Annotated in this window: 12 protein-coding genes and 1 pseudogene; 7 read left to right on the forward strand and 6 right to left on the reverse strand. The window is 73.5% G+C overall.

What is annotated here, in order from left to right:
* From ACWEKM_RS22100 to ACWEKM_RS22115, 4 genes are all read right to left on the reverse strand, one after another.
* A partial coding sequence (locus ACWEKM_RS22100) for an XdhC family protein (RefSeq protein ID WP_451622893.1) occupies positions 1-389 on the reverse strand: 389 nt, incomplete at its 3' end.
* 214 nt (positions 390-603) lie between these two features.
* A complete protein-coding gene (locus ACWEKM_RS22105) occupies positions 604-2,982 on the reverse strand; it encodes a xanthine dehydrogenase family protein molybdopterin-binding subunit (RefSeq protein WP_451622894.1) in 2,379 nt (792 codons plus the stop codon).
* A complete protein-coding gene (locus ACWEKM_RS22110) occupies positions 2,979-3,611 on the reverse strand; it encodes a (2Fe-2S)-binding protein (RefSeq protein ID WP_451622895.1) in 633 nt (210 codons plus the stop codon). The genes ACWEKM_RS22105 and ACWEKM_RS22110 overlap by 4 nt, the downstream gene beginning before the upstream one ends.
* Positions 3,611-4,501 (reverse strand): FAD binding domain-containing protein, encoded by an 891-nt coding sequence (locus ACWEKM_RS22115; protein WP_451622896.1) that lies wholly within the window; start codon positions 4,499-4,501, stop codon positions 3,611-3,613. The genes ACWEKM_RS22110 and ACWEKM_RS22115 overlap by 1 nt, the downstream gene beginning before the upstream one ends.
* A gap of 347 nt (positions 4,502-4,848) precedes the next feature.
* Between ACWEKM_RS22115 and ACWEKM_RS22120 the strand changes: the two genes are divergently transcribed.
* Both ACWEKM_RS22120 and ACWEKM_RS22125 read left to right on the forward strand, forming a co-directional pair.
* On the forward strand, positions 4,849-6,594 hold the full coding sequence (locus ACWEKM_RS22120) for a PucR family transcriptional regulator (protein WP_451622897.1): 1,746 nt from the start codon (positions 4,849-4,851) through the stop codon (positions 6,592-6,594).
* A 167-nt stretch (positions 6,595-6,761) separates the two neighbouring features.
* On the forward strand, positions 6,762-7,529 hold the full coding sequence (locus tag ACWEKM_RS22125) for a hypothetical protein (RefSeq protein WP_451622898.1): 768 nt from the start codon (positions 6,762-6,764) through the stop codon (positions 7,527-7,529).
* 226 nt (positions 7,530-7,755) lie between these two features.
* Here the strand turns inward: ACWEKM_RS22125 and ACWEKM_RS22130 are convergent.
* Positions 7,756-8,576, reverse strand: a pseudogene (locus ACWEKM_RS22130) (acetyl-CoA C-acyltransferase); the annotation flags it as partial.
* A gap of 222 nt (positions 8,577-8,798) precedes the next feature.
* On the opposite strand from ACWEKM_RS22130, the gene ACWEKM_RS22135 reads away from it, so the two are divergent.
* The 5 genes from ACWEKM_RS22135 to ACWEKM_RS22155 are packed head-to-tail and all read left to right on the forward strand — an operon-like array spanning position 8,799 to position 13,232.
* Complete coding sequence (locus tag ACWEKM_RS22135) at positions 8,799-9,242, forward strand: hypothetical protein (protein WP_451622899.1); 444 nt, start codon at positions 8,799-8,801, stop codon at positions 9,240-9,242.
* 13 nt (positions 9,243-9,255) lie between these two features.
* Positions 9,256-10,068 carry an SAM-dependent methyltransferase gene (locus ACWEKM_RS22140; RefSeq protein ID WP_451622900.1) on the forward strand — a complete coding sequence of 271 codons (813 nt, stop codon included), beginning with the start codon at positions 9,256-9,258 and terminating at the stop codon, positions 10,066-10,068.
* Between the two features lie 36 nt (positions 10,069-10,104).
* Complete coding sequence (locus ACWEKM_RS22145) at positions 10,105-11,508, forward strand: glutamine synthetase (protein WP_451622901.1); 1,404 nt, start codon at positions 10,105-10,107, stop codon at positions 11,506-11,508.
* A 2-nt stretch (positions 11,509-11,510) separates the two neighbouring features.
* Complete coding sequence (locus ACWEKM_RS22150; protein ID WP_451622902.1) at positions 11,511-12,662, forward strand: amidohydrolase family protein; 1,152 nt, start codon at positions 11,511-11,513, stop codon at positions 12,660-12,662.
* 42 nt (positions 12,663-12,704) lie between these two features.
* Positions 12,705-13,232: an NUDIX hydrolase family protein gene (locus tag ACWEKM_RS22155; RefSeq protein WP_451622943.1), complete on the forward strand. Its 528-nt coding sequence runs from the start codon at positions 12,705-12,707 to the stop codon at positions 13,230-13,232.
* Between the two features lie 70 nt (positions 13,233-13,302).
* Here ACWEKM_RS22155 and ACWEKM_RS22160 read toward each other — a convergent pair whose 3' ends face one another.
* Complete coding sequence (locus ACWEKM_RS22160; RefSeq protein ID WP_451622903.1) at positions 13,303-15,117, reverse strand: ABC transporter ATP-binding protein; 1,815 nt, start codon at positions 15,115-15,117, stop codon at positions 13,303-13,305.
* Between the last annotated feature and the right edge of the window lie 418 nt (positions 15,118-15,535).

Consider the following 15,535-nt stretch of genomic DNA (forward strand, 5'->3'; position numbering starts at 1 on the left):
ATCCGCGCGAGCGCCGCCGCCTGACGGCGTGCGGCGGCGGCCAGCGCGGATGCCACGACCGGGCGGACGGGATCGGCCGCCCGCACCGGGGTGACAAGGACATCGATGACGCCGCCGCAGGTCAGGCCGATGGCGAAGGCGTCCGCGTCGCTGTAGCCGAAGCGTTCGAGGACGGTCTCGCCGTCCTGGAGCGCCTGCCGGCACAGCTCGTAGACGGCGCCTTCCACACAGCCGCCGGAGACCGAGCCGATCGCGGTGCCGTCGGCGTCCACCGCGAGGGCGGCGCCGGGCAGTCGCGGCGCGCTGCCACCGACCGCGACCACGGTGGCCACGGCGACATCACGCCCCCGCTCGACCCATCGGTTCAGCTCGTCGGCGATGTCCAGCATGTCTCGGTCTCCTCACGGCTATCGGATGAAGGGCGCAGTCGGACCGCACCCCAAAGGGGCGCGAGGAACTGCGCGACCAGCCACGACACACCCGCACCCGAACAACAACCTCACCGCCCCACACCCCATAGGGGCGCGGGGAACTGCGCAACCAGCCACGACACACCCGCACCCGAACAACAACCGCCAACTCGGCTCCCCCACGACGGAGTCGCTACGTGCCCGTGAGGTGTTCCGGTCGGACCGGCGTCCTGTTCAGCTCCAGCCCGGTCGCGTTCCGGATCGCCGCGAGAACGGCCGGGGTCGAGGACAGGGTGGGGGCCTCGCCGACCCCGCGCAGCCCGTACGGCGCGTGGTCGTCGGCGAGTTCGAGCACGTCGACGGGGATGGTCGGTGTATCGAGGATGGTGGGGATCAGGTAGTCCGTGAAGGACGGGTTCCGGACCTTCGCCGTCCTCGGGTCGACGACGATCTCCTCCATCACCGCGATGCCCAGGCCCTGCGTGGTGCCGCCCTGGATCTGGCCGACGACCGACAGCGGGTTGAGCGCCTTGCCCACGTCCTGGGCGCAGGCCAGCTCGACCACCTTGACCAGGCCCAGTTCGGTGTCGACCTCGACGACGGCGCGGTGCGCGGCGAAGGAGTACTGCACATGGCCGTTGCCCTGGCCGGTGCGCAGGTCGAAGGGCTCGGTGGGCCGGTGCCGCCACACCGCCTCGACCTCGACTGCCTCGTCCTCCAGGACGTCCACCAGGTCGGCGAGCACCTCGCCGCCGTCGGTGACGACCTTGCCGCCCTCCAGCAGCAGTTCGGCCGTCGCCCAGGCGGGGTGGTAGGTGCCGAACCTGCGGCGCCCCAGTTCCAGGACCCGCTCGCGCACCAGCTCGCAGGCGTTCTTGACGGCGCCGCCGGTGACATACGTCTGCCGGGACGCCGAGGTCGAACCGGCGCTGCCCACCTGGGTGTCGGCGGGCTGGATGGTCACCTGGGTGACGCCCAGCTCGGTGCGGGCGATCTGTGCGTGGACGGTGACGCCGCCCTGGCCGACCTCCGCCATCGCCGTGTGCACGGTGGCCACCGGCCGGCCGCCGACGACCTCCATCCGGACCCTGGCGGTCGAGTAGTCGTCGAAGCCCTCGGAGAAGCCGACGTTCTTGATGCCGACCGCGTAGCCGACGCCGCGTACGACGCCCTCGCCGTGGGTGGTGTTGGACAGGCCGCCGGGCAGCTGCCGTACGTCGGCGCCCTCGCTGCTCTCCCACTGGCGCTCCGGTGGCATCGGCAACGCCTTGACGCGGCGCAGCAGTTCGGCGACCGGGGCCGGCGAGTCGACCCGCTGCCCGGTCGGCATGACGGTGCCCTGTTCCATCGCGTTCAGCTGACGGAACTCCACCCGGTCCAGGCCCAGGCGGTCGGCGACCTTGTCCATCTGCGCCTCGTACGCGAAGCACGCCTGGACCGCGCCGAAGCCGCGCATCGCGCCGCACGGCGGGTTGTTGGTGTAGAGGGCGATGGCCTCGATCTCGACGTCGTCGACGGCGTACGGGCCGATGCCGAGGGAGGCGGCGTTGCCGACGACGGCCGGGGAGGCGGAGGCGTAGGCGCCGCCGTCGAGCACGATGCGGCAGCTCACATGGGTGAGCCTGCCGTCCTTCGTGGCGCCGTGCTCGTAGTGCAGCCGGGCCGGGTGGCGGTGGACATGCCCGAAGAAGGACTCGAAACGGTTGTAGACGATCTTGACCGGCTTGCCGGTGCGGAGTGCCAGCAGACAGGCGTGGATCTGCATCGACAGGTCCTCCCGGCCGCCGAACGCGCCGCCGACGCCGGACAGCGTCATCCGGACCTTGTCCTCGGGCAGGCCGAGAACGGGCGCGATCTGGCGCAGGTCGGAGTGGAGCCACTGGGTGGCCACATACAGGTGGACACCGCCGTCCTCCTCGGGTACGGCGAGCCCCGACTCGGGACCGAGGAACGCCTGGTCCTGCATCCCGAAGGTGTAGTCCCCCGTGACGATCACGTCGGCCCTCCGGGCGGCCTCGGCCACGTCGCCGCGGACGATCGGCTGTCGGTGGACGATGTTCGGGTGCGGGACGTGCGCCACATGGTCATCGGTGCGGTGCTCGTGGACGAGGAGGGCGTCCGGGGCGGTCGCGGACGCCTCGTCGGTGATGACGGGCAGCTCGCGGTAGTCGACCCTGATCTTGGCGGCGGCGCGGCGCGCGGTCTCCGGGTGGTCGGCGGCGACGATCGCGACCGGCTCTCCGTGGTGGCGCACCTTGCCGTGGGCCAGGACGGGGGTGTCCCGGATCTCCAGGCCGTAGTGCTTCACGTCGGCCGGCAGGTCGTCGTACGTCAGCACGGCGTGGACACCCGGGGTGGCCAGGGCCTCGCTCGTGTCGATCGACGCGATCTCGGCGTGCGCGAGCGGGGAGCGCAGGATCTGGCCCCAGAGCATGTCCTCGTGCCACATGTCGGACGCGTAGGCGAACTCTCCGGTGACCTTGAGGATGCCGTCGGGACGGAGCGTGGACTCGCCGATGCCGCCCTTGGTCGCAATGCCCTGCGTGATCTTGGTGGGAGCGCCGTCGGTCATGCTCGGACCCCCTCGGACTGCCGGGCGGCGGCGAGGCGGACCGCGTCCATGATCTTCTCGTAGCCGGTGCAGCGGCACAGGTTGCCGGACAGCGCCTCACGGATGTCCGCGTCGGTCGGACGGGGGTTGCGCTCCAGCATCTCGTCGGCGGCGACCAGCAGACCGGGGGTGCAGAAGCCGCACTGGACGGCGCCCGCGTCGATGAACGCCTGCTGGACCGGGGAGAGCCCGGTGCCCTCGCCGGTCCGCGCGCCGGTGCCCTGCATGCCCTGAGTGCTCTGCGTGCTCTGCGTGCTCTGCGTGCTCTGCGTGCCCTGCGCCTGCCACCGCCGGGCCTTGTCGAGCGAGGTGCCGCGGGCGGGCGCCCCGCACGACCGCTGCTCGGCGTAGTCCGCCAGGCCCTCGACGGTGACCACCTCGCGTCCCTCGACCTGACCGGCGGCGACCAGGCACGAACACACCGGGACGCCGTCCAGGCGGACTGTGCACGAGCCGCACTCGCCCTGCTCGCAGGCGTTCTTGGAGCCGGGCAGGCCGAGGCGTTCCCTGAGCACGTACAGCAGGGACTCGCCCTCCCAGACGTCGTCCGCCTCCTGGGGCCGTCCGTTGACGGTGAAGTGGACACGCATCACGCGACTCCCTCGGTGGTGGGGCGGGCGCCGCGGTACGACTCCCAGGCCCAGGTGAGCGTCCGGCGGGCCATGACACCGACCGCGTGGCGGCGGTAGCTCGCGGTGCCCCGGACGTCGTCGATCGGGTTGCAGGCGGCGGCGCACAGGTCCGCGAACCGCCGGGCGACCGACGGGGTGACGGCCTTTCCGCTGTCCCAGCAGCTGCCCTCGTCGAGCGCCGCGTTCAGGAAGTCCTCGGCGGTCCTGGCGCGCACCGGCGTGGGCGCGGCCGAGCCGATCCCGGTGCGCACGGTCCGGGTCTCGGGGTGCAGCGCGAGCCCGAAGGCGCACACGGCGATGACCATGGCGTTGCGGGTGCCGACCTTGGAGAACTGCTGCGGCCCGTCGGCCTTCTTGATCCGCACCGCGCGGATCAGCTCGTCCGCGGCGAGGGCGTTGCGCTTCACGCCGGTGTAGAAGTCGTCGATCGGGATCAGCCGGGTCCCGCGCACGGACTCGGCCTCGACCTCGGCGCCCGCGGCGAGCAGCGCGGGGTGGGCGTCGCCGGCCGGGGAGGCGGTGCCCAGGTTGCCGCCGACGCCGCCGCGGTTGCGGATCTGCGGGGAGGCGACCGTGTGCGAGGCGAGCGCGAGGCCGGGCAGCTCGGCGCGGAGGTGCTCCATGATCCCGGTGTACGGGACCGAGGCGCCCAGCCGCACGGTGTCCTCGCCGACCTCCCACTCGTAGAGCTCGCCGATCCGGTTGAGGTCGAGGAGGTACTCGGGCCGCCGATGGTCGAAGTTGATCTCGACCATCACGTCGGTGCCACCCGCGATCGGCACGGCGGTGGGGTGCGCCGCCTTCGCGGCGAGCGCCTCCTCCCAGCTGGCGGGGCGAAGGAAGTCCATGACCGGCTCTCTTCTTCTGCGTCGTGTGGGGCGTACAGATCGAGCCAATGCGTGTGCGGTGGCCCGGCTCGTTCCTGTGCTGTTCACGCGGAGTGGGGTCAGTACACAGCGCCGTGCTCCGAGCGGGTCAGTCACCGAAACCATGAAGGAGTTGGCTGGCCAGGGAGAGCATCTTGTAGATTCGTATGAACTGAGGTCATCAGAAACCTCACCGTTCTCCCGAGGAAACGCGGGACACGGCGGGGGCCGTCGTGGAGAGCGGCCCGCGCACCGGTCACCGGGCTCCTCCCCCGACTTCCCCACCAAGATTCATCGTAGGTTTCAAGACACAGAACGGCGGCGACGAAATGCGGCTGCGCGCACTTCTGGACACCGATGCGCTGGGCCTGCGGCTGCTCGGCGGCGAGGACGAGCTGGACCGGACCGTACGCGGCGTGATGACCACCGACCTACAGGACCCCAGCCGCTACCTCTCGGGCGGCGAGCTGGTTCTGACGGAGCTGGCCAGACGCCGGGACGCCGCCGACTCCGAGCGGTTCGTACGGATCCTGGTGCAGGCCGGGGTCGCCGCCCTGGCCGCCGGCGAGGCCGAGCTGGGCACCGTCCCGGACGACCTGGTGCTGGCCTGCGCACGGCACCGGCTGCCGCTGTTCGCGGTGCACGAGTCGGTGGCGTTCGCCACGATCACCGAGTACGTAGTGCGCCAGGTGTCCGGCGAGCGCGCCGGGGACCTGGCGGCCGTCGTGGACCGGCACCGGCGGATGATGACCGCGGGCCCGGCGGGCGGCGGCCCGGACGTGGTCCTCGACCTGCTCGGCACCGACCTGGACCTGCGGGCCTGGGTGCTGTCCTCCACCGGCCGGCTGATCGCGGGCTCCAAGGTCAGGGGAGCGGACCTGCCCGCCGGGGCGCACGCCCGGCTGGCCGCCGAGCACCTGGCGGCCACCCGTACCGGCCGCCGCGGCCCGCACCGGCTGGTCCTCGGCCACACGACGTACTCGCTCTTCCCGATCCGCTCCGGCGGCCGCTCGCCGCAGGCCGCCCGGGACGTGCGTGAGACGGTGCTGTCGGACTGGCTGCTCGCCGTCGAGGCCGACGCCGGGGAGTGGCCCGAGGAGCGGCTCGATCTGCTCCAGGGCGTCACCCAGCTGATCGCGGTCGAACGGGACCGGCGGGACGCGGCGCGCACGGTGCGGCGCCGGCTCGCGCAGGAGGTGCTGGAGCTGGTGCAGGCCGGTGCCGCACCCGCCGAGATCGCCGCGCGGCTGCGGGTGGCCGCGCCGGTGCTGCTGCCCGGTCTCGGCGCGGCCCCGCACTGGCAGGTGGTGGCGGCCCGGGTCGAATGGGAGGACGGGCCCGGCGTGCCCGGCGTGGCCGGCGTGCCCGGCGGGGCCTCGGCCGAGGGCGCCGACGGGCACCGGGCGGGCGACGTCGCGGGCGGCCCGGTCGCCCAGGCGCTGCTGGAGGAGATCCTGGTCGACCCGCTGGCCACCGGGCCCGAGCCGGCCGACCGCATCGCCGTCGCCCATACCGGCGACGAGGCCGTCGCGCTGGTCCCGCTCCCGGCCGTCGCCGCCGAGCACGACGGCTCGGAGTCCGGGGTCCTCGCCGATGCGCTGCTGGCGTCCATACGCGACCCGCTGACGGCGGGCCTGGGCGACGACGGCCGGGTCACCCTGGGCGTCAGCGCGGCCGTGCACTCGGCGGAGGGGCTGCGCGGGGCGCTGGAGGAGGCCCGGCACGCCCGCCGGGTGGCCGCGGCACGCCCCGGGCGGGTGTGCGCTGCGGGCCACCAGGAGCTGGCCTCGCACGTACTGCTGCTGCCGTTCGTACCGGACGACGTGCGACGGGCCTTCACCGCCCGGCTCCTGGACCCGCTGCGCGACTACGACCGCCGGCACCGGGCCGAGCTGATCCCGACGCTGGAGGCGTTCCTGGACTGCGACGGCTCCTGGACCCGCTGTGCCACCCGGCTCCACCTGCACGTCAACACGCTGCGGTACCGGGTGGGCCGGATCGAGCAGTTGACGGGACGGGACCTTTCGCGGCTGGAGGACAAGCTCGATTTCTTCCTTGCGCTGCGCATGAGTTGAGGTCACGCGGGCGTGCGCCGGGTGGACGCCGGGTGACGCCCTGTCCCACGACTTTGTGAAATCCTTCACCCAGCCTCTTGGCCCGGCCCGGGAAATGGTGTTGGAATGCCGCCACCACTCAACAGCTCGACGGCGCGCTCTGGGAGGGCAATGTGGCGCATTCCGCCATGTCTGGTAACGGAACGACCGCCGGTGACGATCCGCTCCAGACGGCGGTATGGCGATTGCGCTCGCGGGCCTGCTGGGCCGACGCGGCGGCCCTGCTCCGGCCGGACACCGCGTCGGCCGCGCTCCAACGGGCCGGACTGCTGGTCGAACGCTGCCTGTACACGGAGCGGGGCTGGGCCGAGGCCGAGGACGCGCTGCGTACGGCGGAGGCGGTGGCCCAGAGCGACGAGGAACGCGGCGCGGCGGCCTGCGAGCGCGGCCAGCTCGCCTACGCGGCCACGCTGCACGGGGTGCGGGACCGGGCGGACGAGGCGCGGGCCGCGCTGGGCCGGGCGGCGGCCCTGATCCCGCCCAAGGCGCCCGGCCGGGCGCTGCTGGACTTCCGCCGGGGTCTGCTGGCCGAGAACCTGGCCCGCTCCCCGCAGGCGGCCCGGGCCGCGTACCACCGCGCCCACGCGAGCGCCACCGCGCACGCGGACCCGCTGCTCCTGTCCTTCACCTGGCGGCACCTCGCGGGGCTCGCCCTGCGGGACGGAGAGGTGGCCGAGGCGCGCCACGGCTTCGCCGAATCCCTGCGTATCCGCGAGGAGTTGGGCTATCTGGTCGGCACGGCGCCGGCCCTGGCCTCCCTCGCCGACACCGCGTCCGAGCCGGAGGCGTCCCGGCTCCGCGAGGAGGCCCGCCGCCTGTTCCGCCTCCTCGGCGGCGTACCCACCTGGCTGGCCCAGCACCTGACCCCACCGACCCCGGACCCGGCAACAGCCTGACCCCGGACGGAACACACCCGCCGTCGGATCAACGGCCTAAGAGCTGCGAACAGAGTGGGAGTCCGATCAGCGTGCGGCGTCTGGTGCGTGCGATCGCAAGGCGCCGGAAGGTCCTCGTAGCGGAGCTACCAGGGCGTTTCGGCAACGCCGCGTGGGGGCACCTCCCGGCCGAAGGCTGGGGGAGTGCGTGCCAGACGCCGCACGCCGGGCGCCCATTCTGTTCGCAGCTCTGAAGCCCCAGCTCGTTCAGGCCTCCTCGCTGACCAGCAGCAGTCCGGCGGCGCCGTCGTTCGTCGGCGAGGCGTTGCCCGCGGTGACCGTGCCGCCCTGGCGAAAGACCGGCCCCAGCCGAGCCGGCTGCTGCGGCGACGTGTCCTCGCGGACGCATTCGTCGCGGTCCACGACGATGCCGTCCGGGCGCTCCACGGGCAGCAGTTCGTCGTCGAAGTGACCGTTCTCGCGGGCCGCGGCGGCCCGTCGGTGGCTGCGCAGCGCGAACGCGTCCTGGCGCTCGCGCGGGACGCCGTACCGCGCGGCGACCTCCTCGGCGGTCTCGCCCATGGGCAGCAGCCCGTGCAGGTCCCGCATCGCCGGGTTGACCAGGCGCCAGCCGAGCCGGGTGTCGACGGTCTCGATCCGGTGCGGCAGGGCCTCGTCGGGGCGGGGCGGCACGAAGGGGGCGCGGCTGATCGACTCGGAGCCGCCCGCGATCACGATGTCGGCCTCGCCGGCCGCGACGGTGCGGGCGGCGGCGGTGACGGCCTCCAGGCCGGAGGCGCACAGCCGGTTGACGGTGGCGCCGGGCACGGTCTCGGGCAGGCCGGCGAGCAGGGCGGCCATCCGGGCGACGTTGCGGTTGTCCTCGCCGGCCTGGTTGGCGGCGCACCGGTAGACGTCGTCGATCCGGGCCGGGTCGAGCGCGGGCACATCGGCCACCAGAGGGCGGATGACGGCCGCCGCGAGGTCGTCGGGCCGGACGCAGGACAGGGCTCCGCGCAGCTTGCCGATGGGGGTGCGGCGGGCGGCCGCGAAGTGGACGGGGCGCACGGCTGGACTCCTGACCGTCGGCGCTGTTCACCAGCGGATTAATTAGCACTGCTGGTTTTAGACTAGAGACCGCCGTCCGGACCGCTGGGAAGATCTCCCCATACCGTCATCGAGGCGTTCGGAGGACCCCTGGCCCACGCCCGGGAGCACGCCCTGACCGGCACCCGGGACGCGATCGGCGCACGCGAGTGGCCGCACCCGGCGCCGCGGTATCCGGCCCTCGTGGCGCACGGTTACGGCAAGCACACCGGCCGCCACGAAGGGCGCGTCGGCGTCCTGACCGGGCACGGCGCGGCCGTGTACGGGCCCGACCACCTGGGCCACGGGCGGTCGGCGCGTCGCGTACGGGCACGCGGGCTCGGGCCGGCGTCGCGTACCGGCGTCCGCTCGTCGGGCCGAACACCACCCCGCGCGGCGCGGCTCCGCCGGCCCCCGCCCCCCCCCCGCGGCCCCCCCCCCCCCCCCCCCCCCCAGGGGGGGCCCGTGGGCACCCGCGGCCCCGGGGCCCGCCCCGCCCCGCCCCGCCTCGGGGATCCGCTTGGCCTCCTCGGCGCCGAGGACCGGCCTCCCCGAGCCGCCGCCCGCTGTCCGAATTCCCGGGACATTCCCGATCATCGGGCGGCAGAATGTCGGCGGACGACCGCACAGGCGGACGACCGCGTATGAGAAGGGCAGCGATGTGAGCGAGGGGCACCCCCCTGCGGGCGGGCCGGTGAGGCTGAACACCTCCGTGGCCCACAACGCGCGGGTCTGGAACTACTGGATCGGCGGCAAGGACAACTACGAGGTCGACCAGCAGGTCGGCGAGCAGGTCGCCGGGCTGTTCCCGGTGATCCGGGCGGTCGCGCGCGCGGACCGGGAGTTCCTGGGGCGGGCGGTCCGGTTCCTGGCCGAGGAACGCGGGGTGCGGCAGTTCCTCGACATCGGCACCGGGCTGCCGACCGTGAACAACACCCATGAGATAGCACAGCGGATCGCGCCCGAGTCACGGATCGTGTACGTCGACAACGACCCGATCGTGCTGGCGCACGCCCGTACCCTGCTCACCAGCACCGCCGAGGGCGTCACCGACTACATCGACGCCGATGTGCACGACCCGGACGCGATCCTGCGACGGGCCGCCGAGACCCTCGACCTGTCACGGCCGGTCGCGGTGATGATGCTGGGCATCCTGAACTTCGTGCTCGATACGGACAAGGCCCGGGACATCGTGCGCCGGGTCATGGCGGCGGTGCCCTCCGGCAGCTTCCTCGCGCTGACCCACCCCACCCGCGACGCCGAGTTCGGCGGCGTGGGCAACGTGGCCGCCATGGAGTTCTGGAACGAGAACGCCACGCCGCCCATCATCGCCCGCGCCAGGCCCGAGGTCGCCGCCTTCCTCGACGGACTGGACCTGCTCGAACCCGGCCTGGTGCCGTGCTCGCAGTGGCGCGCCGGTCCCGACTCCCCCGCGGTGGTGCCCCAGTTCGGCGCGGTGGCCGTGAAACCCTGACCCCGGACCGGACAGCCGAGCCCGTCAGGAGGACGTATGACCACGCTGGCCGACCCCGTGCCCGGAGGGCGTCCCGGTGATGTGGAGCGGGCCGTGGAACGCGCCGCCGAACTGACCGGCCGGGGCGTGTGCGGGATCGTCCTGGCCTACGTCGACACGGCGGGCGTGGGCCGGGTGAAGACGATCCCGACGGCCCGGCTCGCCGACGCGGCCGCCTGGGGCGTCGGCATGTCACCGGTCTTCGACACCTTCCTGGCGGACGACTCGATCGTCACCACGGACGTCCTCGGTTCGCCGGACGGAGATCTGCGGCTGTACCCGGACCTGGACCGGCTGGTGGAACTGACCGGTCAGCCCGGCTGGGCCTGGGCCCCGGTCGACCGGATCACCCAGGAGGGCGAGCCGCACCCCGGGTGCAGCCGGACCTTCCTGCGCCGGGTCGTCGCGGACGCCGAGGCCCGGCTCGGCCTCACCTTCCGGGCGGCCGTGGAGGTCGAGTGGTCCGTCGGCCTGGACACCGCGCCCGAGGGGGCGTTCGTCCCTGCGGTGTCCGGCCCGGCCTACGGTGCCACCCGGCAGGTCGAGCTGAGCGACTGCACCGCCGACCTGCTCGCCGCCCTGGCCGCACAGGGCATCGATGTCGACCAGGTCCATCCCGAGTACGCGGCCGGGCAGTTCGAGGTGTCGGTGGGCGCGCTGGACCCGGTGGCGGCGGCCGACCGGAGCGTGCTCGTGCGGCAGACCGTCCGGGCGGTGGCGCGGCGGCACGGGCTGCGGGTGTCGTTCGCCCCGGCCGTGCTCGCCACCGGCGTCGGCAACGGCGGTCATCTGCACCTGTCCTGCTGGCGGGCCGGGGCGAATCTGCACGCGGGCGGCGAGGGCCGGTACGGCATGACGGCCGACGCGGAGTCGTTCGCGGCCGGGGTGCTCGCCCGGCTGCCCGCGCTGACGGCGGTGACCGCGCCGAGCCCGGCCAGCTATCTGCGGCTCAGGCCCGCCCAGTGGGCGGGCGTGTTCACCTGCTGGGGCCGGGAGACCCGGGAGGCGGCGCTGCGGGTCGTCACCGGCACCACGGGCCGTCGGCAACGGGACGCGAACCTGGAGGTCAAACCGGTCGACCTGGCCGCCAACCCGTATCTCGCGCTCGGCTGCGTCATCGCCGCCGGTCTGGACGGCCTCGCCGCCGCGGCCCCACTGCCCGAGGAGATCACCGGGGACCCGGCCCGGTTCGACGCCGACGAGGCCGCCGCCCGGGGCGTGCGGCGGCTGCCGACCACGCTCACGGCGGCGGTCGAGGCGTTCCGCGTGGACCCGGTGCTGCGCGCCGCGCTGGGGCCGGTCCTGGCCGACGCGGTGACCGCGGTCCGGCTCGGAGAGGTCCGGGCCGTCGAGGGCCTCGACGACGCGCAGGTGGCGGCGGCCTACCGCTGGCGGTACTGACCATGGGCGCGGTCCAAGAGGCGCTCGCCGGGCTGCCGTTGGTGGACCACCACTGTCACGGCGCGGTCGCCGCCGACCTCGCCCCGGCCGAGTTCGAGTCGCTGCTCACCGAGGGCGAGGCCCGGCCGGGCAGCGGGATCTCCGCCTTCGACACCCCGGTCGGTGTGGCCGTGCGCCGCCACTGCGCGCCCCTGCTCGACCTGCCCCGGCACACGCCCGCCGCCGACTACCTGGCCCGGCGCACCGCCCCGGGCTGGGCCGAGGTCAACCGGCGTTTCCTGTCCGCGGCGGCGGCCGAGGCGTTCTGCGTCGACACCGGGTACACCCCGCATCCCCTCACCTCCCCCGCCGAACTGGCCCGGGCCGCGGGCGCGACGGCGTACGAGGTGGTACGGCTGGAGGCGGTCGCCGAGACGGTGGCCCGCGAGGGCGTCGAGCCGGGCGAGTACGCGCGCGTGTTCCGCGCCGCCGCCGAACGGGCGGTGCGGCGACCGGGCGTGGTCGCGGTGAAGTCGGTGGCCGCCTACCGCACCGGTTTCGCCCTGGATCCGGCCCGGCCCACGGACGCCGAGGTGACCGACGCGGCTCGGCACTGGCTCACGGCGGGCGGCCGGCCGGCCGACCCGGTGCTGACACGGCATCTGCTGTGGACCGCCGTCGACCTGGGGCTGCCGCTGCAATTGCACACCGGGTTCGGCGACGCCGACATCCGGCTGCACCGGGCCGACCCCGCCCTGCTGACGGACTGGCTGCACCTGACCCGCTCCGCCGTGCCCGTACTGCTGCTGCACTGCTGGCCGTACCAGCGCAACGCCGCCTATCTGGCCGCGGTGTTCGAGCAGGTGTACCTCGACGTCGGGCTTGCCCTGCACCACGCGGGACCGGCCCGGGCCCGGGCGATCCTGGAGGAGGCACTGGAGATCACCCCGTTTGGCAAACTGCTGTACAGCTCCGACGCGTACGGTGTGGCCGAGTTCCACCACCTCGGCGCGCTGTGCTTCCGGCAGGGGCTCGCCGCGCTGCTCCAGGACCGGGTGGACGCGGACGAGCTGAGCCTGCCCGACGCCCTGCGGATCGCCGCCTGGACGGGCCGGGACAACGCCCGCCGCCTGTACGGACTGCCCACACCCGCCCCCGCCCCCGCCCGCGACTGAGCGCGCGCCACACCCGGAAAGTATGATCAAGCAATGTCTGACATGACCGAAACCACACCCGGCTGGCTGAGCGACGACGAGCTGGAGATGGCGCGCGCCCGCATGCCGATCCTGTACGTCGAGGCCGTGCCCGTGCGCGTGGACGACAGCGGCGAAGTCACCAGCATCGGTCTGCTGCTGCGCATCGGGCCGAACGGCACGGTCAGCCGGACCCTGGTCTCCGGCCGGGTCCTGCACCACGAGCGGGTGCGCGACGCCCTGCTGCGCCACCTGGAGAAGGACCTCGGCCCGGTGGCGCTGCCGCGGGTACCGGCCTCGCTCCAGCCGTTCACCGTCGCCGAGTACTTCCCGACGGCGGGGATCACCCCTTACCACGACCCGCGGCAGCACGCGGTGTCCCTCGCCTATGTCGTCCCGGTGACCGGGGACTGCCGCCCCCGGCAGGACGCGCTGGACCTGGTGTGGTTCACGCCGCAGGAGGCCGCGTCCGAGACGGTGCAGTGCGAGATGCCGGGCGGGCACGGGGCGCTGCTGAAGCAGGCCCTCGCCCACGTCGGCCAGGTGTCCTGACCCCCCGGCGGCCTTCAGGTGTCCTGACCCTCCGGGGGGCCTTCAGGTGTCCTGACCCCCCGGGGGGCCTTCAATGCCGGTCGGCCTGTGGCGGGATGCCGTCGAGGAAGCCGCCCGACTGGTGCCGCCACAGTTTGGCGTAGGCGCCGTCCGCCGTGAGCAGTTCCTGGTGGGTGCCCTGCTCGACGATCCGCCCGCGGTCGAGCACGACGAGCCGGTCCATGGAGGCGACCGTGCTCAGCCGGTGCGCCACCACGAGCGCCGTCCGCCCCTCCATGAGCCGCCACAGCGCCTCCTGGACGAGGATCTCGCTCTCGGAGTCGAGGGCGCTGGTCGCCTCGTCCAGCAGCAGGATCGGCGCGTCCCGCAGGATCGCCCGGGCGAGGGCGACCCGCTGGCGCTGCCCGCCGGACAGCTTCACGCCGCGCTCGCCCACCATGGTCTGGAAGCCGTCCGGCAGCGCGTCGGCGAACTCCGTGACATGGGCCGCCTCGGCCGCGCGGCGGATCTCGGCGTCGGTGGCGCCCGGCCGGGCGAACGCGATGTTGTCCCGCAGCGTGCGGTGGAACATCGCCGGGTCCTGCGGCACATACGCGATCAGGCTGCGCAGGTCCGCCTGGCGCAGCCGGTTGATCTCCCGGCCGCCGATCAGGATCCGGCCGGAGTCGATGTCCGTCATCCGCAGCAGCAGCCGGGTGAGCGTGGTCTTGCCGCCGCCGGACCGGCCGACGAACCCGACCTTCATCCCGCTGGGCACGGACAGGTCGAGGTCCTCGAAGAGCGGCCCGGCGCCCGCGTGGGCGAAGGTCACCCGCTCGAACCGGACATCGGCGGGCCGGGACGGCAGCGGCTCGGGCGACACGGGGTCGAGCACCGTCGGTGACGTCCGCAGCAGTTCGGTGAACTGCGCCGCCTCCGTCATCGAACTCTCCAGGCGGCGGTAGATCTGGTTGAACTCGAACATGATCCGGGTCGCGTTGGTGTAGTACGTGAAGGCGACCACGACGGCCTCCACGCCGTGCTCGGCGCCGCCGAGCGTGACCGCAAGCAGCAGGCCCAGCGCGCTGGTCAGCACGGACATCGGCGCGACCAGGGTGTCGATGCGCAGATTGCCGTAGTCCCACGACCGCAGGGTGAGCCGGCGGGACACGGCGACACGGGAGCGGTGCTCGGCCGCCTCGCGTTCCTCGGCGGCGAAGGCCCGGACCGTGTCCATGTTCATCAGGCTGTCGGCGACATGGCCGGACACCCGGGCGATCGCCTCCTCGCGCTGGTCGACGAGGGCCTGACGGCGGCGGATCAGCGGCACCACGCACACCGCGGTAAACGTGATCATCGTCAACAGGCCGACGACGAGCAGCGGTTCGTAGCGCCACAGCACGACCGAGCCGAACGCCAGCGGCACGAAGCTGCCGACCACGTTGAACGTCAGAGTGTCGACGAACTCCTCGAAACGGGAGGCGAAGCTCAGTACGCGTTTGGTCAGCGACCCGGCGAAGTTCTCGTGGAAGAACGTCGCGTCCTTGGCGAACAGTTCGTCCATGCCGACCACGTACAGGTGCTCGATGCCGAGCGCGTCGAGGCGGTTGAGGCAGTGCAGCCCGATCCGCCACAGTGCCTCCGCGAACAGCAGGACACCGGCGAAGCCGAGGACATACGGCAGTGCCGAGCCGATGCCGGTCCGGGGGTCGTCGGCGAGACGGGCGACCAGCTTGGCGACGATCAGCGGCGCGACATAGGCGATGCCGATGTTGCCCAGCGCGGGCAGCAGCATCGCGGGCACCGTGAGCCGTCGCAGTCGGGCCAACTCCCGTCCGTAGTAACGAAGCGCGAGGAGCACGGAGCCCCTGCGCGGAGGATTCCCACGCGATTCAGGCGTTCCCATCCCAACCCTGTGGTGTCGTAGGACAGCCCGCACCTGCACACGGTCCACGGCGCGGGCCAGGTGCGGTACGGGCGGACAAGGACGGGCAGTCTCCCGCGGGCACCCGCACGGCGTCCAAGCGTTTTCCCGACCGACGGCCCGAACCGGCCGACACCGGAGCGCGCTCGATGCACACGGCACGCCGACACGCACGGTCGGCTTCATGGACCCGGCACCGGCCGGTTCGGGTATCCGGCTGCTGGCTGCTGGCTGCTGGCTGCTGGCTGCCGCTGCGCGGCTCGATCCGCCGCCTGCCCGGCCGGACCGCCGCTCGTCGACGGCTCCGCGCCGGAGTGCGTGGACGACGGCTCCAGCACGGGTACAGCCTTCGTGCCCCATGCCGGGGCGGTGGTCGGGACGGTGGTCGGGGCGTTGACCC

Source organism: Streptomyces sp. NPDC004752 (assembly GCF_053601275.1).